The following is a 15461-nucleotide window of genomic DNA, read 5'->3' on the forward strand; positions in this document are numbered from 1 at the left end:
CTCGTCGGTTTTCAAGACCGGTGCATTCGACCACTCTGCCAAGCCTCCGACGAGCACTGCATACCCTTGCAAATGCGCATCGACAAGGGGCTAAGAGCACGAAAATTCAGACTAAGGCACACAAGTTGTTCGAATTTCCGCGCAAGCACTGTCGTCGGACTTTTAATGTGCACGAAACAAGGCTACATTTCGCCAAAGCAGGACAAAACGTCACGCGCAAATTAGGACCGAAACATCGGCCATTGTGCCTACATTCAAAAAGTCTAATAGTCCTGGCAAGCCATTTTGGCGTGTTCTTGTAGGTCCTGCGCAAACAAGCGCCTAGCGGAGCGCAATTTTGAAAAAGATTAAGACGTCGGACTTTGCGGATGCCTATGCTGTCAGCAACTAAAACACTAACGATAAGGAAGGCACGCTAATGCGCCACCTCATCACGAAGATTGCGGCGCTTGTTGTGCCTTTGATTATGGCGCTGCCTGCTGGCGCATTTGAGGCCCGCGCGACCTCTGCGTTTGTGATTGATCAAACGACAGGCACCGTCTTGCTGAACAAGAACGCCGATCAAATGCTACCGCCTGCATCGATGTCCAAACTGATGACCCTCTACATCACGTTCGAGGCCTTACGCGACGAACGTTTGGCGCTGGATGACAAACTTCCCGTGTCCCAACATGCGATGGCCTACGGTGGGTCCACTATGTTTCTCGACACTACCGATCGCATCAAGGTCGAAGATCTGATCCGCGGCATTATCGTGCTCTCCGGCAACGATGCCTGCGCAGTGATCGCAGAAGCGCTTAGCCCTGATGGCACCGAAGCAGGTTTTGCGCGCTTCATGACACAGCGTGCGCAGCAACTCGGGATGACCAACTCTACCTTCTCCAATTCCAATGGCTGGCCACAGGCAGGGCACCGCATGTCGATGCGCGATCTTGCTTTGCTCGCGAACCGTTTGATCACCGACTTTCCCAGCTTCTATCCCCTCTTTTCGGAACGCGAGTTCAAGTTTGATGGCCGCGCACCGCAAAACACCCGCAACCGCAATCCGCTTTTGTCGCTCGGGATCGGCGCGGATGGCCTGAAAACAGGCCACACCCAAGAAGCAGGCTACGGTCTTGCCGGATCCGCAAAACAGCGTGGCCGTCGCGTGATCTTTGTGATCTCAGGACTTCAAAGTGCACAAGCACGTGCAGAAGAAGCGGAATCGATTGTGAACTGGGCCTTTCGCCAATTCGCAGTGAAGCCAGTCGCGAAGGCCGGAACGTCCGTAGCCACAGCCGATGTCTGGATGGGGCGCGATCAGAAGGTACAGCTCGTGCCCATCGAAGACGTCTCCATTTTGATGCCCGTGACCACAGGCGCAAAAGTCGTCGCGGAGGTGATCTATAACGGGCCCATCACAGCACCAATAGCGAAGGATCAACAGATCGCAGAGTTGGTGATCACACCGCCCGGCTTGCCTGAGACGCGCATTCCTCTTGTCGCGGCTAATGATGTGCCTGCGAGCAGGTTCATGTCCCGTATAGGAACGGTTGCACAAATGTTGATCGCGCAGCTGAACGAACCTCCAGCCGCACCCGCAGATCAAGGATCCTAACGCCATGACTGTGCCCGCGGGGCGTTTCATCAGCTTTGAAGGCATTGATGGCTCTGGCAAATCCACCCAAGCCAAACGGCTTGCCGCAGCGCTAGAGGCCGAGGGGTTAGAAGTTGTTCTTACACGCGAGCCCGGTGGTTCTGCAGGTGCAGAAGAAATTCGCGCACTTGTGTTGCAGGGCGAGCCAGATCGCTGGTCCGCTGAAACGGAAATCCTGTTGTTCACAGCCGCGCGTCGCGATCATATGGAGCGCACGATCTTACCAGCCCTCGCCGCTGGCAAAGTCGTAATCTGTGATCGTTTCGCCGATAGCACACGCATGTATCAGGGCCTTTCTCGCGGCAATCTATGCGCGCTTGTGGATCAACTACACACGCTGATGATAGGGCGCGAACCTGATCTCACATTACTTTTTGATATGGACCCCGATGTCTCGCATGCGCGCGCGATTGAACGCGATAGCATCGACAGTCGCTTTGAAAACTTCGGAGCAGGTTTGCAAAAAGAAATGCGTTCAGGGTTTCTAGAACTGGCCGCTGCAGCGCCCAAGCGCTTTCGCATTATTAATGCCGCGCGTGACATTGATGCGATTGCCGCTGAAACCTTGAGCGTGATCAAGGCGCATCTGGGATGAGCGACGCGCTGCCTGAACCCGACTGCGTTCCAGGCGCGCCGCATCCGCGCGACACCAAACGTTTGATTGGTCAAGACGCGGCAGAAACTAGTTTTCTAGAGGCCTACAATACAGGCCGTCTGCATCATGGCTGGCTGATGATCGGGCCGCGCGGCACGGGCAAAGCCACCCTCGCTTACCGCATCACGCGTTTTTTGTTGAGCCAATCTATGGATGATAGCGGCATGTTTGGAGCGCCTGGAAAACCTACCTCGCTTGAGACGGATCCAGAGCATCCGGTTGCACGTCGCATTGCAGCTGGTGCTGATCCCTCGCTCTTTGTGTTGCGTCGCGGCGGAGCTGGGTCAACAGAGAGCGATCAGAAAAAGAGCCTTGAGGCGGGCAAATTCGCCAAAGACATTCGCGTCGATGATGTGCGTAAGTTGAATGGTTTTTTCAACTTTTCCTCTGCGGAAGGCGGCCGACGTGTCGTGATCGTTGACGCCGCGGATGAAATGAACATGCAAGCCGCCAACGCCTTGCTCAAGCGCCTTGAAGAGCCGCCCGAAAACGCAACACTTCTGCTGATCTCGCACCAACCTTCGCGCCTTTTACCAACCATTCGCTCGCGTTGTCGCGAATTGCGACTTTCCCCCTTAGGCGACAACGATATGGCGAATGCACTCAGCCAAGCCTTGCCCGACACCGATCTCGATCAAGGGGCGCTGACTGCGCTAACATCCGGCTCTGTTGGCGAAGCTATTCGCATGACAAACCTTTCCGGCCCTGCGATTTACGCAGAACTCGTCAGTCTGCTTGCTACGATGCCGCGCATGGATCGCGCCCGCGCGCTGCGTCTTGCCGATGCCGCCGCGCAAAGGGGGGCTGAGGATAAGCTGGATATGCTTGTCGATCTGATCGCGCTGATCTTGGCCCGCCTTGCGCGGGCGGGCACGCTTGGCGTCACCCCGACCCCCGAAGCGACCAAGGGCGAGGGCGACATGATCGCGCGGCTTTCCCCTAGCCCGCATCACGCACGTCGTTGGGCGCAAACCGCGCAAGATGTAGACGCGAAGCTGCGCCATGGGCGCGCTGTGAACCTTGACCCTGCCGCGCTCATCCTAGATACCCTGAGACATATTTCGCAGGCGGCGACCTGAGCCGCGCGGCAAGGACGCATGATGACCACACCGCCCCTGATTACTGACAGCCATTGTCATCTGGATTTCCCTGATTTTGAGGGTGAATTGCCCGATATTCTGGCACGCGCCGCGGAGGCCGGTGTTCACCGTATGGTCACGATTTGTACACGCTTGCGCAATGTACCCAGCGTGCGTGCGCTGGCAGAGGCGAACAGCCAAGTCTTCTACGCTGCAGGCACCCACCCGATGAGTGCGGCAGAAGAGCCGCTTGCGACTGTAGACCAGCTGATCGACCTGACCGCACACCCGAAAATGATTGGCATTGGCGAGACAGGTCTCGATTATCACTACACCGCCGATAGCATGGATATCCAAAAGCAGTCTTTGCGCGTGCATATCGAAGCGGCCCAGCGCACTGGCCTGCCATTAATAATCCACACGCGGGCCGCCGATAACGACATGGCCGATATTCTAAGCGCAGAGCACCGAAATGCGCCCTATTCCTGCGTGATGCATTGCTATTGCTCTGGCCCTGAACTGGCACAAATCTGTGTTGATCTGGGTTTCTATCTGTCTATGTCCGGCATCGCGACATTCCCGAAATCTCAAGAGGTGCGCGACATCTTCGCAGCCGCTCCGATTGAGCAAATCTTGGTGGAAACCGACAGCCCCTACCTCGCCCCTGTTCCACGACGTGGCAAACGCAATGAACCCGCTTATACGGCCTACACCGCAGATGTGGGCGCGGATGTGTTCGGCATGGATATCGCAGATTTTGCAGCGCAGACCGAATCGAATTTTGAGCGTCTCTTTAGCAAAATCACCACCTACAAGACCGCTGTCTGATGGCTGAATTGCGCTTTACCATACTTGGATGCGGCTCCTCTGGCGGGGTTCCACGGCTTGGCGGCAATTGGGGCGATTGCGACCCTGAGAACCCCAAGAACGCACGGCGTCGGTGCTCCCTCTTGATTGAACGCATCGCAGAAGGCGGTGTGACGCGCGTTTTGATCGACACCTCCCCCGATCTGCGCACTCAATTACTGGATGCGGGGATCGGCACACTCGATGCAGTCGCCTACACTCACAGCCATGCGGATCACGTGCATGGCATAGATGATTTGCGCATGATCGTATTCAACATGCGCGCGCGCCTGCCCGTATGGGCCGATGGGGCGACGCAGAACGATTTGCTCTCACGGTTTGGCTACGCATTCGTGCAGCCCAAAGGCTCAGCCTATCCGCCGATCTTGGATCTGTTCACGATTGAGGACGCGTTCACGATTGAGGGCGCGGGCGGTCCGATCACACTACACCCATTCGAAATCGAGCACGGCACGATTGACGCCCTCGGGTTTCGAGTTGGCCCACTGGCCTATCTGCCGGACGTCTCGGAGATGACGGAGGAGGCATGGTCCGCGCTTGAAGGTGCAGATTGCTGGATTTTGGATGCGCTGCGCCGCGCGCCGCATCCCAGCCATTCACATTTGGAAAACTCGCTGGACTGGATCGCCAAGTCGGCCGTGCCTCGCGCGGTGTTGACCAATATGCACATCGATTTGGACTATGAAACCGTCCTTAACGAGACACCCGATCATATCACGCCCGCGTTCGATGGCATGCAAATCAGCTATGATGTGTAGCGCCTGATGCAAGCGCTTATCGACGTTATCCTACCTGTCTTTTTGGTCATTGGGCTTGGCTATGCCTTGGTTTGGTGCAAATTTCTGAATGACAGCGCCATCGACGGGTTGATGAAGTTCGCACAAAACTTGGCCGTGCCGTGCCTGCTTTTCAAAGCCCTTGCAGAAATTGATCTGACAACCGGCTTCGATCCAAAATTGTTAATCAGTTTCTATGTCGGTGCGCTGACGTGTTTTTGCCTTGGCCTGTTCGGGGGGCGCCACGTATTCGGACGCACTTGGGAGGACAGTGTCGCCATCGGCTTTTGCGCATTGTTTTCGAACTCGTTGTTGCTTGGATTGGCAATAACGCAGCAGGCTTATGGCACAGGCGATGCGTTGGCAGGTAACTATGCGATCATCGCGTTACATTCACCTTTTTGCTATGGTGTCGGCATCACGGTAATGGAACTGGTGCGCGCAAGCGGTGCGAGAACCAGCCTTGCGCGCTTGCCGACGACCGTTCTGAAAGCGATGTTCAGCAACATTTTGATCATCGCAATTACCTTGGGGTTCTTATTCAATCTAGCGGACCTCAATCTGCCCGCGAGCTTTCAAAGCACGCTTGATATGATTGTGCGCACCGCTTTACCCGTCGCGCTTTTCGCGCTTGGTGGCATCTTGTATCGCTATCGCCCTGAGGGCGATCTGCGCGTGATCTTCTTTATCTGCGCTCTTGCCCTGATATTGCATCCCGCGATTACGTTTACCTTATCCACGTGGATCGGTGTGTCCGACGCAGGCATGAGGTCCGCCGTTGTGACTTCTGCGATGGCTCCAGGTGTAAACGCCTATATCTTTGCCAGCATGTATCAACGGGCGCAACGCGTCGCGGCCTCAGTTGTCTTAATTGCGACTGGATTAACTTTATTCACAGCGTGGTTCTGGTTGTCGGTCTTGCCTTAAGAAATACGCCGATACGCATGCGTGACGAGGCATGCCTCAAGCAGTCATGTTGGTGCCTCTGGTGGGGATATTATTAGATATGGGAAGCGAAGACTGTTCCGAGTGCCATGGCCACCGCAGCTTGGGTCGGATCAATCACTGGGACGCCTAGTTCAGCTTCTAGAAGGGCGCGGTGTTTTGCCATACCTGCGCAACCAAGAATGAGGCTCTCAGCGCCGTCGGAGATAAGAATGTTGCCAACTGTTATTAACCGTGCGAGTGTATCGGAGCCGCGTGCGGTTTCATCGACACTCATGTTCAGCGCACGGTCTCCTGCGAGGCGATGAAGCACACCCATGCGACGCATATATCTTCGGTGACGCGGGATAGACGCTTCGCCAATCGATATCACACCGAACATATCAGCGCGGCACATGGCTGTTGAGACCCCCGTTTCTTGAATGCCGAACACGGGAACAGGACTAGCCTCTCTGGCGGCTTCCAGACCGGGATCAGAGTAACAAGCGATCACGAAGGCCGATGCGTCTTGCCGCGATTTGATCACTTCGAGCATCGGAAGAATGACGCTGTCGCTGTCTGCCTGACTTTCGATCCCGAAGGGCCCAGACGTCAGCGTTATACACTCGGTCCTCTGGAAGGGTGCGAGCGCGTCGCGCAGGCCTTGCGTGACGGCCTCGTTCGAATTCGGGTTGATGACAATGATGCTCATGGGGCGATATCTGCATCATAGTTGTGCGTCGGATCCAACTCGGGCGCGAGATATCCTCTGCGTCCACCTGCGTCGAACTTGGCGCGCGGCAGGAATTTTCCATGGCACGCGCTCACATGCAAAGCGCCTTTATCAATGACCCTTTGACCCCTCGAGAACGTGGTGACTGGCAGACCTGTCACCTCCCATCCCTCAAACACAGAATAACCCGCGTTGTCCTGTTGGTTCGCAGCGGTAATCGTACCCCGTTTCTCAGGATCCCAGATCGTAATATCCGCATCAGCACCGACCGTGAGCGTACCCTTCTGCGGCAACAACCCGTAAAGCCGCGCCGCGTTTGTGGAGCTGAGCGCGACGAATTCGGGTAAGGTAATCCGCCCTTTTCTAACCCCTTCGCTAAACAGCATGGGCAGGCGCGCGCCGATGCCAGGCATGCCATTGGCGATCACCGTGAACGGCGCGTCCGGGCCATTGGCGAGCTTGCCGCTTTCATCCATGCGGTAAGGCGAATGATCAGAGCTGACCACATCAAACGTGCCTGCTTGAATATGCGCCCAGAGCGCGTCCTGTGTGGGTTTGTCACGCAAAGGCGGCGAGCACATGAAGGCCGCGCCTTGCATATCAGGCTTGTCCATATCTTCGCGGGTCAGGAAAAGGTATTGCGGGCAAGTTTCGCCATATATCTTTGCCCCCACTTGACGCGCATTTTGTACCAACGCCGCGCCCTCAGGCGTGCTAATGTGGACGATAAGCAAGGGTGCATCCACCAGTTTCGCCATGCAAATCGCGCGGTGGATCGCCTCTTCCTCGGCGAGGGCGGGATGAGACAGTGCGTGGTATTTCGGCCCCTTTAACCCTTTTGCTAAAAGACGATCCGTCATCCATTTGATCATGCCTGCGTTTTCCGCATGCACCATAGTCAATGCGCCATGCTCTTTCGCAACGCTCAAAACATCCAAGAATTGCGCGTCGTTTACCAGCATTTTGTCGTAGGTCATGAACAATTTGAAGCTAGTGATCCCGCGTTTGAAGGCGGCTGGCAACTCTTCTGTAAGCACTTTTTTCGTCGGATCAGAGACGATCAAGTGGTAGGAGTAATCTAGAACTGACGCCCCCGCCGCACGGCTATCATAAAGGTCGAGCGTTTCTGTCACACCCATGCCTCGATGCTGGGCTGCGAAAGGAATGATGCAGGTGTTTCCCCCATATGCGGCAGAGATCGATCCCGAGGTGTAGTCATCCGCCGTCATCCCACCCGTCGCAGAATTCTGCGCGATATGTGCGTGCGCCTCGATACCGCCAGGCATAACCAAATGGCCGCTTGCATCGACTACATCCGCACTTTGCAGATCCTCGCCCAAGGCTGCGATTTTGCCACCCGATATGCCGATGTCCGCGACAAATTGTTCGGACGTGGTGACGCATGTACCGTTTTTTATGACAGTGTCGAAGGTCATGTAAGCGCCGCGAGTTTGACCTCTAAACGCATGGTAAGGCGCGTGAGTTCTGCTTTATCAAGATCCGTAAGTGCAGGCCCCGGTGCACGCACCTTTGGGCTGTCGAGCACACCTCGGCGATGCAGCACCTCTTTACGGATCGCAAGGCCTAGACCCAACTGCTGCTCATAGCGAACCATCGGAAGATAGGCATCAAACAGATCTTCCGCCACGTCCACATCCCCTGCCAAATGTCGCGTCACGACCTGCACCATCATCTCTGGATAGGCAAAACCGGTCATCGCCCCATCCGCGCCACGCTGCATTTCTTGTGGCAGGAAGAGTGCGGAGTTGCCCGTCAAAATAGACAACCTGCGATCCCCCTCGCCCGTCGCTTCGCGAATGCACGAAAGTTTGGTCAGACCGGGCCAATCTTCATGCTTAAGCATTACAATTTGATCATGTGCTGCAAAAATATCGAGTAGGGTTTCAATCGAGAAGGTGACACCCGTCGTCTGAGGGTAATCCTGTAAACAAATCGGAACATCAGCGCCCAGCGTCTTGCACACTTGCGCATAGTACCCCTTTTGCTTCGTTTCAGTGTTCAAGCTGGGCATGGGTGCCACCATGACACCTGCGGCACCGGCCGACATCACCTCGTTCGTGAGACGTTTCATGTTATCAAGACCGGGGCCAGAAATACCTACAACGACAGGAACACGCCCGTTCACACGCGCCAAAACGTGGCGCGCGAACGTCAAAGATTCCTCTGAGGTGAGTTTCGGTGCTTCCCCCATGACCCCAAGGATCGTCATGCCCGAAACACCCATCTCAAGGTAAAAATCGACCATGCGATCCGTACTTGTCAGATCAAGCGCGCCATCCTTATCGAAAGGGGTCGCAGCAATAATGAAAACACCGTTGCTTTTGCGATGGATCATGCGAGGTCTCCCAGTTGGCAATCACTGAGAGAGAGGATGTGCGACGCACCCTTGAAGTGCAAGAGCGCGCATCGCTTTAGAAGATCAAGAGCTCTTCTTTTTCCGCGTCTTCCGCTTCCTTATTCGCGATCTCGAACGCTTGCTCGTCAAAGCGCGCAGCAACATCGGTACTGAACAAGGTAGCAACTACATCCGCAGCAGAATAGTCAATTGGCATTGGCTCATCGTCGGTGTCAGGATCCGGCCACGTAACGTTCAGCGCTTGCAGACCGTTCGTATCCAAATACTGAACCTCGACGTTGTGAGTACCTGACGTCAGAAAAATCGAGTTGGATTGCATGGCACCGTCATCATCAGCATCGGTGTTTACAACAGGAAGCCCTTTGATGTTAACCTGCGATTGCTCGTCAGAGGCCAGTCCGATCTCATAAAGACCAGATGTCTCTACGGAGATCTGCGCGGTGAACTGAACAGCGCCTTCGCTTGGACCACCGTCAAGCAACGCGTCTTCGTCAGAAGCAAGCGTTATACCATTGGTGATCTGCGATACGCCCGCGTGGGACGCAAAATCCCGATCATTCAGAGAAGTTGCATTCGTTTCAATAGCCGTTACGGCAAGGGCCATTTGTGGCTCTATTTCTGGTGTGTCCAGCTCAACAGACTCGATCGGAGCTTCAGGCTCAACGTGTGCGGGCGGTTCTACACCCTCTTCGGTGTCGGACGGAATGTCGCCTGCAAGCGCGTCCACAGCGCCACCAATGGACGGCCCCGCCCAGTCCAGACTGAGCGATTGTTCGCCATCTATCTCGATGTATTGCACCCAAATTTCATGCTCGCCTTCTTCGAGCTCGTACCAACGGCTGCTGAGATCTCCAGCGTCCGTATCACTCGTGTCGATGACGACCTCACCATCGATCAACCCCCGGCACCGCGTCATTGATGCCCTCGACATACTCGACGTACCAATCGTAATACTCGCCCGCATTGTAATCGTGAAACTGCTGCAATTGGCTGCCGGAAACGGGAAAACAGAAGTTACTGCCCAGATCGGCCCAGCCTTCGTAAATGTAGAACTGCACATTCGGCTGCTCTGCTATCGTGTCGCGCAAGACGTCAATTGATGCCTCGAGGGGAGAGCGCGATTCGCCCGGGTATGGTTCGTTTGGCGCGAGGCCTTGGGTAAAGTTGCCAGGGGTCAAAATGACGGAGTCAAAGGAGACCTCGTCAAAATCGGCAAAGTCGGAATCCCAAAGGCCCGTAACGCCCTCAAAGCCCCATTCATTGCTTGGCTCTTAACGGTCCGCAAATTGACGTAGAAATCCATAGCCGCCATTCGCCGCATAGGTATTATCCTCGGCTTGCGAGAATTGGTTCATCCAATACGGCACATTGCTTTGATCAGACCCGCCCGCAAAATTAACGAGCTGTTACCATAGATATACTGGTTAATCTCAACAGGCATTCTCAGTGACCCCCCACAGAAAGTGGAATGATTTTTCAAATAGCAAAGCGCGAGCACACAAGCAGGCGAAAAAGGTACCTCGATTGTTCAGGTGTGAAGAGGGCTACTTCTTTTAAGGACCTTATCAGCGAAAACTTGCCAATTTAGCGATATTTTTCCAAGACTTAGGCGAATACAGTTAAAATTTCATCAACGCGGTATTCATACACCTCCCCACCGGATCGGAAGCTCACTGTTTCCTGAGTTGAGGAGCCAAAAAGACACTGACAAGCAAGAGAATTACCCCGATTGTGTAAAATGAAATCGACAAGCCAAAGGATTTTGACAAGCCGCCCATCAAGGGTGGACCGATAAAAAATCCAATGTAGCCAATGACAGAAATGCGCGTGATTATCACTGCCCTTTGCTGATTGTTCACCCGCTTGCCCACTGCCGAATAGGCCATTGGTGCCATCACCGAGACACCCAAACCAAGGATCGCAAAACCGACATATGCTACACTTAAGGACAGTGCACTGGCCGCGATCATTAAGCCGAGCGCAGCAATCACCCCCGCAACCTGCAACACATAGGTCTCGCGTACATGCGTCGAGATAAACTGCCCAGATAACCGCCCAACACCCATCGTTAAACCCAAGATCGCAGGCCCAAGCGCACCCTGCGCCGCACTCCCACCAAGGCCACGCTCCAGATGCAAAGCAGACCACGCTTCCGTCGCTTGCTCCGACATGAACGCGATCAAAATGATCAATCCACCGAGCCAAATCAACGGCCTGCTCAAATGCGAAGACCCAACTGTAACGTCGTTTTCCAGCACAGCCGCATCTTGATACATGACCTTAAGCAACAGAATGTTCAGCATTGATATACAGGCAAAGACCGTAAGCGGCGCGAAACCTGCCTCGCGAAAGAAACCAGCGCTCATGGCGGCACCCGCATAGGCGAACGAAAATAGGGCATGGTTTAGGTTCATCAAAGAGCGTTTTGAGGTCGCCTCTAGCGCGCTCACACGTGTGTTCATGATCACATCGAGGGATCCTGACCCTGCCGACGCGAGCAACATAGCGACTGTAAATGCAATCGGACCCTTTGCTAGTCCAGGCAGTAAAAACGCGCATCCGACTGCAATTGCACAGCCCTGCAAAGCGCGCGCTCCAAGCTTTGCATCAACCCGCGGCGCTAGCCACATGGCGGCCAAAGCACCCAATGCCGCAAAGAACATCGTCGACCCAAATGTGCCGTCGCTTGCCCCAATCGCAGCTTTAAGATCAGGCACCAAACCCGCAAAGCTGCCCCAATACAAACCCACGACAATAAACCCCGCAGCAGGCGCGCGGGACGCGCGAAGATCAGACATAAATGTGTTCAAAAAGCTCATAGGATTCCAGTGAAGCGGGCCTTGAATATTTGCAAGGAAAAATAGGCTTCCCCTAAGTACGATTCCCGTCTATACGCGCGTCTTCACGCGGGGTGACAGCCTTGGAGGCACTTCGCTCTAACACTTGGAGAATATATTATGGCTGGAGAAGTTCCTGACTTCCACGCTGAGGTCCGTACGGGGACAGGCAAGGGCGCCGCTCGTCAAGCACGTCGTGCAGGCATGGTGCCTGGCATCATTTTTGGTGGCGACGCAGATCCTCTTCCTATCAACGTTCCTTTCAATGTTTTACTCAAAGCTCTTAAAGCAGGTCGCTTTAAGTCCACGCTTTTGAACATGAAGGTCGAAGGCCACGACGACGTTCGCGTCATCTGCCGCGATGTACAGCGTCACGTTGTGAAAGACTTGCCGACACATATCGACTTCATGCGCCTCAAGCGTACGACGAAGATCAACCTGTTTATTCCTGTTGAGTTCATCAACGAAGAAGCAGCACCGGGCATCAAGCGCGGTGGCGTTCTGACAACAGTTCGTCCAGAGGTCGAGTTGATTGTTACCGCGGGTGATATCCCTGAGAAGTTGACAGTTGATATGACTGGTTTGGACGTTGGCGACACCATCAACATCTCTGACATCACGCTTCCAGCGGGTGCCAAGCCTACGATTGATCGTGACTTCGTTGTTGCGAACCTCTCCGCGCCATCTGGCCTGAAATCTTCCGACAACGAAGACAATGGCGAAGAAGTGGATGCAGCAGACGTCCCAACAACAGAGCAAGGCGGCGACGACGAATAATCGCTCTTTCGTTCTAATAGCCTTAAACGGGGTCCCTTCAGGCCCCGTTTTTTTGTCAGATGTTGATGACTCCGACCCCAAGTCTTGAACTGTCGTGGCTTTGACTTCAAATCACGCCAACGCTTTTTCAACCGGTTCCTTCGGTGCAAGAAAACCCATAAATATTCATTTCAAAAGTTCCCAAGCCCTGTGAAAACGCTCCCTAGCTTTCACGGCAGACAAATTGCATCAGTGCCGACATCGCCTCATCGGGAATAGACGATGCGTCAAGATAGGTGCGGGGCCATTGCCAGCTAATCGTGGGTTGGCAAGAGACTCCCAAGTTACCGAGAAATTCGCCGAGCGGCCCTTCGCCACGAATATCAACGCCCCAGTTACCATTGTCATTATAAGACCCGTTTTCGACAGACCATGTTTGCCATGTGCCATCTTCGAGCGTTTGATCGTATGATCGTATGATCGGCTGTAAGTTGATGTGTCAATAAACGGATCCGATGAAGTCGCGGCTGCACTTGCTTGGTGAATGCCATCCCAACTCGGCGCAAAGGCGCGCATCGCGGCTTGTGATCCTTTGAGGGAGAAATCTCCGAGCGATTTGCCCTTAGTTGTTGTGACGTTCAGGGTCAGGTCACGACCGATGGCGTCCATAAGGGTTTGCGCTTCGCTACGGTCAAGCACGTCGAAAGAAATATTGTTGGTATAAGCTGGGCCTTCAGCGGCGCGTGAAAACGTCTCTGTCGAGATTGTAAACGCGACAGTGTCCTGACTGATATTCCATCGATTGTCCGCCACAACGACCTGCAATCAGTTCTCTTTATAGCCATAAAGGTTCAATGTTTGAAACGCATTGTTCGTTTCTGCCAAACAGGTATCCCCGGCGGGATCTTCAGGATAGGCAACTTTGTTCACACTCCAATCCCCTGTCGCGAGCAAATTGGTATCAATGCGGTCTTGTGCAAGAAGGTAGGTTGTAGAGGCTGCAAGAACAGCGAAAGCAATAAGAGGTATTTTAAACATCAGTTTTCCTATGTGACGTCGGCCAAAGTAGAGCATCTCCGCACAAGACGTCATGCGTGCCCAGACGAGAATTTTTGAAAAAAAGGCGAAAAACAGCAACTAAAAACTGAGCAGTCTAGAGCTCAAAACGAGCGGCTAGAAATAACGCGCCTCCAAAACATGAAGCGACAGACCTAACTTTTTCGTTTGCAGATACAATCTGCTTGAATAGCAAATCTAAGTCCAGGCAGGCGTTTATGGCCCACTATTCATGGCAACTTTTGATGAGCCAAGGTTGCATCAAAAACAAAACTTTTGTCCAGCCATTTTTACTGAACCAACGGGCGCGTTTTGGACACGCTAGAAAAGGCTGCCTCTCGACAAGCCTTTTAAAACCCGCCACATCACGTCAAACACACTTGATACGCGCCACGTGAGCAACGTCGATGCATATTATTTTTGGAGCGATAAGATGCAGCTTTTTGTAGGCTTGGGTAATCCGGGCGCGAAATACGCCAAGAACCGCCACAACATTGGCTTTATGGTTGTCGATGAAATCGCTGGCGATCATGGCTTCACCCCTTGGAAATCGCAGTTTCAAGGGCAGGTGTGTTCCGGCACGCTCGGCTCTGAGAAGGTGCTGCTGCTCAAGCCCGCGACCTTCATGAACCTCTCCGGTCAATCTGTTGGCGAAACCATGCGTTTTTACAAAATGACCCCAGACGATGTGACGGTCTTTCACGATGAACTCGACCTCGCCCCAAACAAAGTCCGCGTGAAGATGAGTGGCGGACACGCCGGCCACAACGGTCTTCGCTCGATCCACCAACACATCGGCGAGCACTACCAGCGCGTGCGCCTCGGCATCGGTCATCCTGGTCACAAAGATCGGGTTGCAGGCTATGTCCTAAGCGATTTCGCCAAGTCCGAAGCGGATTGGCTCGACGACGTAACGCGCGGCTGCTCCAATGGCGCGAAAGAGCTAGCCTCTGGCGACTCTGGCCGTTTCTTGAACGCAGTGTCTTTGCGCACCGCCCCCGCGCGATCCTCGAAGACTGTGAAGGCTGCGGCTGAGAAAAAGGAAAAGGCAGTACCTCCTGAGCCCGTCAAAGACACGCGCAGCGCGATGCAAAAGCTAGCGGATAAGTTTCGGGGATGAAACAATCGCACAGCCATATCGTTTCTCAGTTTGACGAAGTCGTCGGCACTTTATTGGAAGATATGGGATTTAGACGCGGTGTATTCTCAAGCTCACCAAATGGATCAGATGCGAATGGGCACTCTTGGTCTTTTGTGCGTTGCAATGTCGTCGGTGAGCTTTCTATTTTTCAGATAAAGTATCTAAATCAAAGCTATGAATTCCAGATCGAATGCAATCGCTTTCTTATCGAAGAAAAGCCGACTTCAAAGGATGACTTTTGGGGGCTAGGAGGCTCTATTCCTTTAGTTCCGCCATATAGCTTAACACGCATGCGCCTTCTTATCGAAAGAAGGTTTCTCGGCCTTTTTCTTTCAAAGCCTTTCGCCCTAAAGAAAAAAGACGCTCAGAACAAAGAAGCAATAAAGACTCTGATGATCTCCATCCATGATAGATTGGTAGGTTATCGTGGAATTGTAGATGCTTGGAAACGCAAAAATGAAATGCTCTCTAGATCGACTAAGGGACTAAGTTGGCATGACCCACATCGCAGCAAACCTCTACCTTCTCATCATCGCAGCAACGATCCTCTTCCAGCTTTGCTTGATCGCAGGTGCGCCGTGGGGGCGTTAAACGCAAGGCGGTCAGCATGAATCCAAACTCCCA

General features: G+C 53.8%; 17 protein-coding genes. 9 read left to right on the forward strand and 8 right to left on the reverse strand.

The window, feature by feature from the left end; genetic code table 11:
* Positions 1 to 418 precede the first annotated feature (418 nt).
* Genes QZ280_RS08245 through QZ280_RS08270 form a run of 6 tightly spaced genes read left to right on the forward strand, consistent with a single transcriptional unit; the run spans position 419 to position 5940 of the window.
* A complete protein-coding gene (locus tag QZ280_RS08245) occupies positions 419 to 1597 on the forward strand; it encodes a D-alanyl-D-alanine carboxypeptidase family protein (RefSeq protein ID WP_293442484.1) in 1179 nt (392 codons plus the stop codon).
* Between the two features lie 4 nt (positions 1598 to 1601).
* On the forward strand, positions 1602 to 2231 hold the full coding sequence (tmk, locus tag QZ280_RS08250) for a dTMP kinase (protein ID WP_293442487.1): 630 nt from the start codon (positions 1602 to 1604) through the stop codon (positions 2229 to 2231).
* On the forward strand, positions 2228 to 3370 hold the full coding sequence (locus QZ280_RS08255) for a DNA polymerase III subunit delta' (protein WP_293442490.1): 1143 nt from the start codon (positions 2228 to 2230) through the stop codon (positions 3368 to 3370). Before tmk ends, QZ280_RS08255 begins: the two co-directional genes overlap by 4 nt.
* Positions 3371 to 3391: 21 nt before the next feature.
* Positions 3392 to 4198, forward strand: a complete 807-nt coding sequence (locus tag QZ280_RS08260) for a TatD family hydrolase (RefSeq protein ID WP_293442493.1) — start codon at positions 3392 to 3394, stop codon at positions 4196 to 4198.
* On the forward strand, positions 4198 to 4995 hold the full coding sequence (locus QZ280_RS08265) for an MBL fold metallo-hydrolase (protein WP_293442495.1): 798 nt from the start codon (positions 4198 to 4200) through the stop codon (positions 4993 to 4995). Before QZ280_RS08260 ends, QZ280_RS08265 begins: the two co-directional genes overlap by 1 nt.
* Positions 4996 to 5001: 6 nt before the next feature.
* A complete protein-coding gene (locus QZ280_RS08270; RefSeq protein WP_293442498.1) occupies positions 5002 to 5940 on the forward strand; it encodes an AEC family transporter in 939 nt (312 codons plus the stop codon).
* 73 nt (positions 5941 to 6013) lie between these two features.
* Here QZ280_RS08270 and QZ280_RS08275 read toward each other — a convergent pair whose 3' ends face one another.
* The 6 genes from QZ280_RS08275 to QZ280_RS08300 form a co-directional block, all read right to left on the reverse strand.
* On the reverse strand, positions 6014 to 6649 hold the full coding sequence (locus QZ280_RS08275; RefSeq protein ID WP_293442501.1) for an aspartate/glutamate racemase family protein: 636 nt from the start codon (positions 6647 to 6649) through the stop codon (positions 6014 to 6016).
* On the reverse strand, positions 6646 to 8106 hold the full coding sequence (gene hydA, locus QZ280_RS08280; protein WP_293442504.1) for a dihydropyrimidinase: 1461 nt from the start codon (positions 8104 to 8106) through the stop codon (positions 6646 to 6648). The genes QZ280_RS08275 and hydA overlap by 4 nt, the downstream gene beginning before the upstream one ends.
* Complete coding sequence (locus QZ280_RS08285) at positions 8103 to 9026, reverse strand: dihydrodipicolinate synthase family protein (RefSeq protein ID WP_293442507.1); 924 nt, start codon at positions 9024 to 9026, stop codon at positions 8103 to 8105. Before QZ280_RS08285 ends, hydA begins: the two co-directional genes overlap by 4 nt.
* Positions 9027 to 9102: 76 nt before the next feature.
* Positions 9103 to 9945: a PA14 domain-containing protein gene (locus QZ280_RS08290; RefSeq protein ID WP_293442509.1), complete on the reverse strand. Its 843-nt coding sequence runs from the start codon at positions 9943 to 9945 to the stop codon at positions 9103 to 9105.
* Positions 9932 to 10135: a hypothetical protein gene (locus QZ280_RS08295; protein ID WP_293442511.1), complete on the reverse strand. Its 204-nt coding sequence runs from the start codon at positions 10133 to 10135 to the stop codon at positions 9932 to 9934. The genes QZ280_RS08290 and QZ280_RS08295 overlap by 14 nt, the downstream gene beginning before the upstream one ends.
* Before the next feature lie 582 nt (positions 10136 to 10717).
* Entirely contained in the window at positions 10718 to 11845 is a 1128-nt protein-coding gene (locus tag QZ280_RS08300) for an MFS transporter (RefSeq protein WP_293442513.1), read from the reverse strand.
* A gap of 159 nt (positions 11846 to 12004) precedes the next feature.
* Here QZ280_RS08300 and QZ280_RS08305 point away from each other — a divergent pair, with 159 nt between their 5' ends.
* Positions 12005 to 12661 (forward strand): 50S ribosomal protein L25/general stress protein Ctc, encoded by a 657-nt coding sequence (locus QZ280_RS08305; RefSeq protein ID WP_293442515.1) that lies wholly within the window; start codon positions 12005 to 12007, stop codon positions 12659 to 12661.
* Between the two features lie 228 nt (positions 12662 to 12889).
* On the opposite strand, the gene QZ280_RS08310 is transcribed toward QZ280_RS08305, so the two are convergent.
* Positions 12890 to 13465, reverse strand: coding sequence for a hypothetical protein (locus QZ280_RS08310; RefSeq protein WP_293442517.1), 576 nt, complete (start codon positions 13463 to 13465; stop codon positions 12890 to 12892).
* A complete protein-coding gene (locus QZ280_RS08315; protein ID WP_293442519.1) occupies positions 13466 to 13678 on the reverse strand; it encodes a hypothetical protein in 213 nt (70 codons plus the stop codon).
* Between the two features lie 451 nt (positions 13679 to 14129).
* Here QZ280_RS08315 and pth point away from each other — a divergent pair, with 451 nt between their 5' ends.
* Together pth and QZ280_RS08325 are read left to right on the forward strand one after the other, a co-directional pair.
* The gene (pth, locus tag QZ280_RS08320) at positions 14130 to 14816 is read left to right on the forward strand and encodes an aminoacyl-tRNA hydrolase (protein WP_293442521.1); all 687 of its coding nucleotides are present in this window, start codon (positions 14130 to 14132) and stop codon (positions 14814 to 14816) included.
* Positions 14813 to 15448 carry a hypothetical protein gene (locus QZ280_RS08325; protein WP_293442523.1) on the forward strand — a complete coding sequence of 212 codons (636 nt, stop codon included), beginning with the start codon at positions 14813 to 14815 and terminating at the stop codon, positions 15446 to 15448. The genes pth and QZ280_RS08325 overlap by 4 nt, the downstream gene beginning before the upstream one ends.
* Positions 15449 to 15461 lie beyond the last annotated feature (13 nt).

The organism is Planktotalea sp., from assembly GCF_018607995.1.
Classification (GTDB): Bacteria; Pseudomonadota; Alphaproteobacteria; order Rhodobacterales; family Rhodobacteraceae; genus Planktotalea.

Excerpts from the sequence above, each read along its gene's own strand:
- QZ280_RS08275 (WP_293442501.1), bottom strand. The coding sequence starts at position 6,649 with ATGAGCATCATTGTCATCAACCCGAATTCGAACGAGGCCGTCACGCAA.
- QZ280_RS08285 (WP_293442507.1), bottom strand. The coding sequence starts at position 9,026 with ATGATCCATCGCAAAAGCAACGGTGTTTTCATTATTGCTGCGACCCCT.
- pth (WP_293442521.1), top strand. The coding sequence starts at position 14,130 with ATGCAGCTTTTTGTAGGCTTGGGTAATCCGGGCGCGAAATACGCCAAG.
- tmk (WP_293442487.1), top strand. The coding sequence starts at position 1,602 with ATGACTGTGCCCGCGGGGCGTTTCATCAGCTTTGAAGGCATTGATGGC.
- QZ280_RS08315 (WP_293442519.1), bottom strand. The coding sequence starts at position 13,678 with ATGTTTAAAATACCTCTTATTGCTTTCGCTGTTCTTGCAGCCTCTACA.
- QZ280_RS08305 (WP_293442515.1), top strand. The coding sequence starts at position 12,005 with ATGGCTGGAGAAGTTCCTGACTTCCACGCTGAGGTCCGTACGGGGACA.
- QZ280_RS08255 (WP_293442490.1), top strand. The coding sequence starts at position 2,228 with ATGAGCGACGCGCTGCCTGAACCCGACTGCGTTCCAGGCGCGCCGCAT.
- QZ280_RS08325 (WP_293442523.1), top strand. The coding sequence starts at position 14,813 with ATGAAACAATCGCACAGCCATATCGTTTCTCAGTTTGACGAAGTCGTC.
- QZ280_RS08270 (WP_293442498.1), top strand. The coding sequence starts at position 5,002 with ATGCAAGCGCTTATCGACGTTATCCTACCTGTCTTTTTGGTCATTGGG.
- hydA (WP_293442504.1), bottom strand. The coding sequence starts at position 8,106 with ATGACCTTCGACACTGTCATAAAAAACGGTACATGCGTCACCACGTCC.
- QZ280_RS08260 (WP_293442493.1), top strand. The coding sequence starts at position 3,392 with ATGACCACACCGCCCCTGATTACTGACAGCCATTGTCATCTGGATTTC.
- QZ280_RS08245 (WP_293442484.1), top strand. The coding sequence starts at position 419 with ATGCGCCACCTCATCACGAAGATTGCGGCGCTTGTTGTGCCTTTGATT.
- QZ280_RS08265 (WP_293442495.1), top strand. The coding sequence starts at position 4,198 with ATGGCTGAATTGCGCTTTACCATACTTGGATGCGGCTCCTCTGGCGGG.
- QZ280_RS08300 (WP_293442513.1), bottom strand. The coding sequence starts at position 11,845 with ATGTCTGATCTTCGCGCGTCCCGCGCGCCTGCTGCGGGGTTTATTGTC.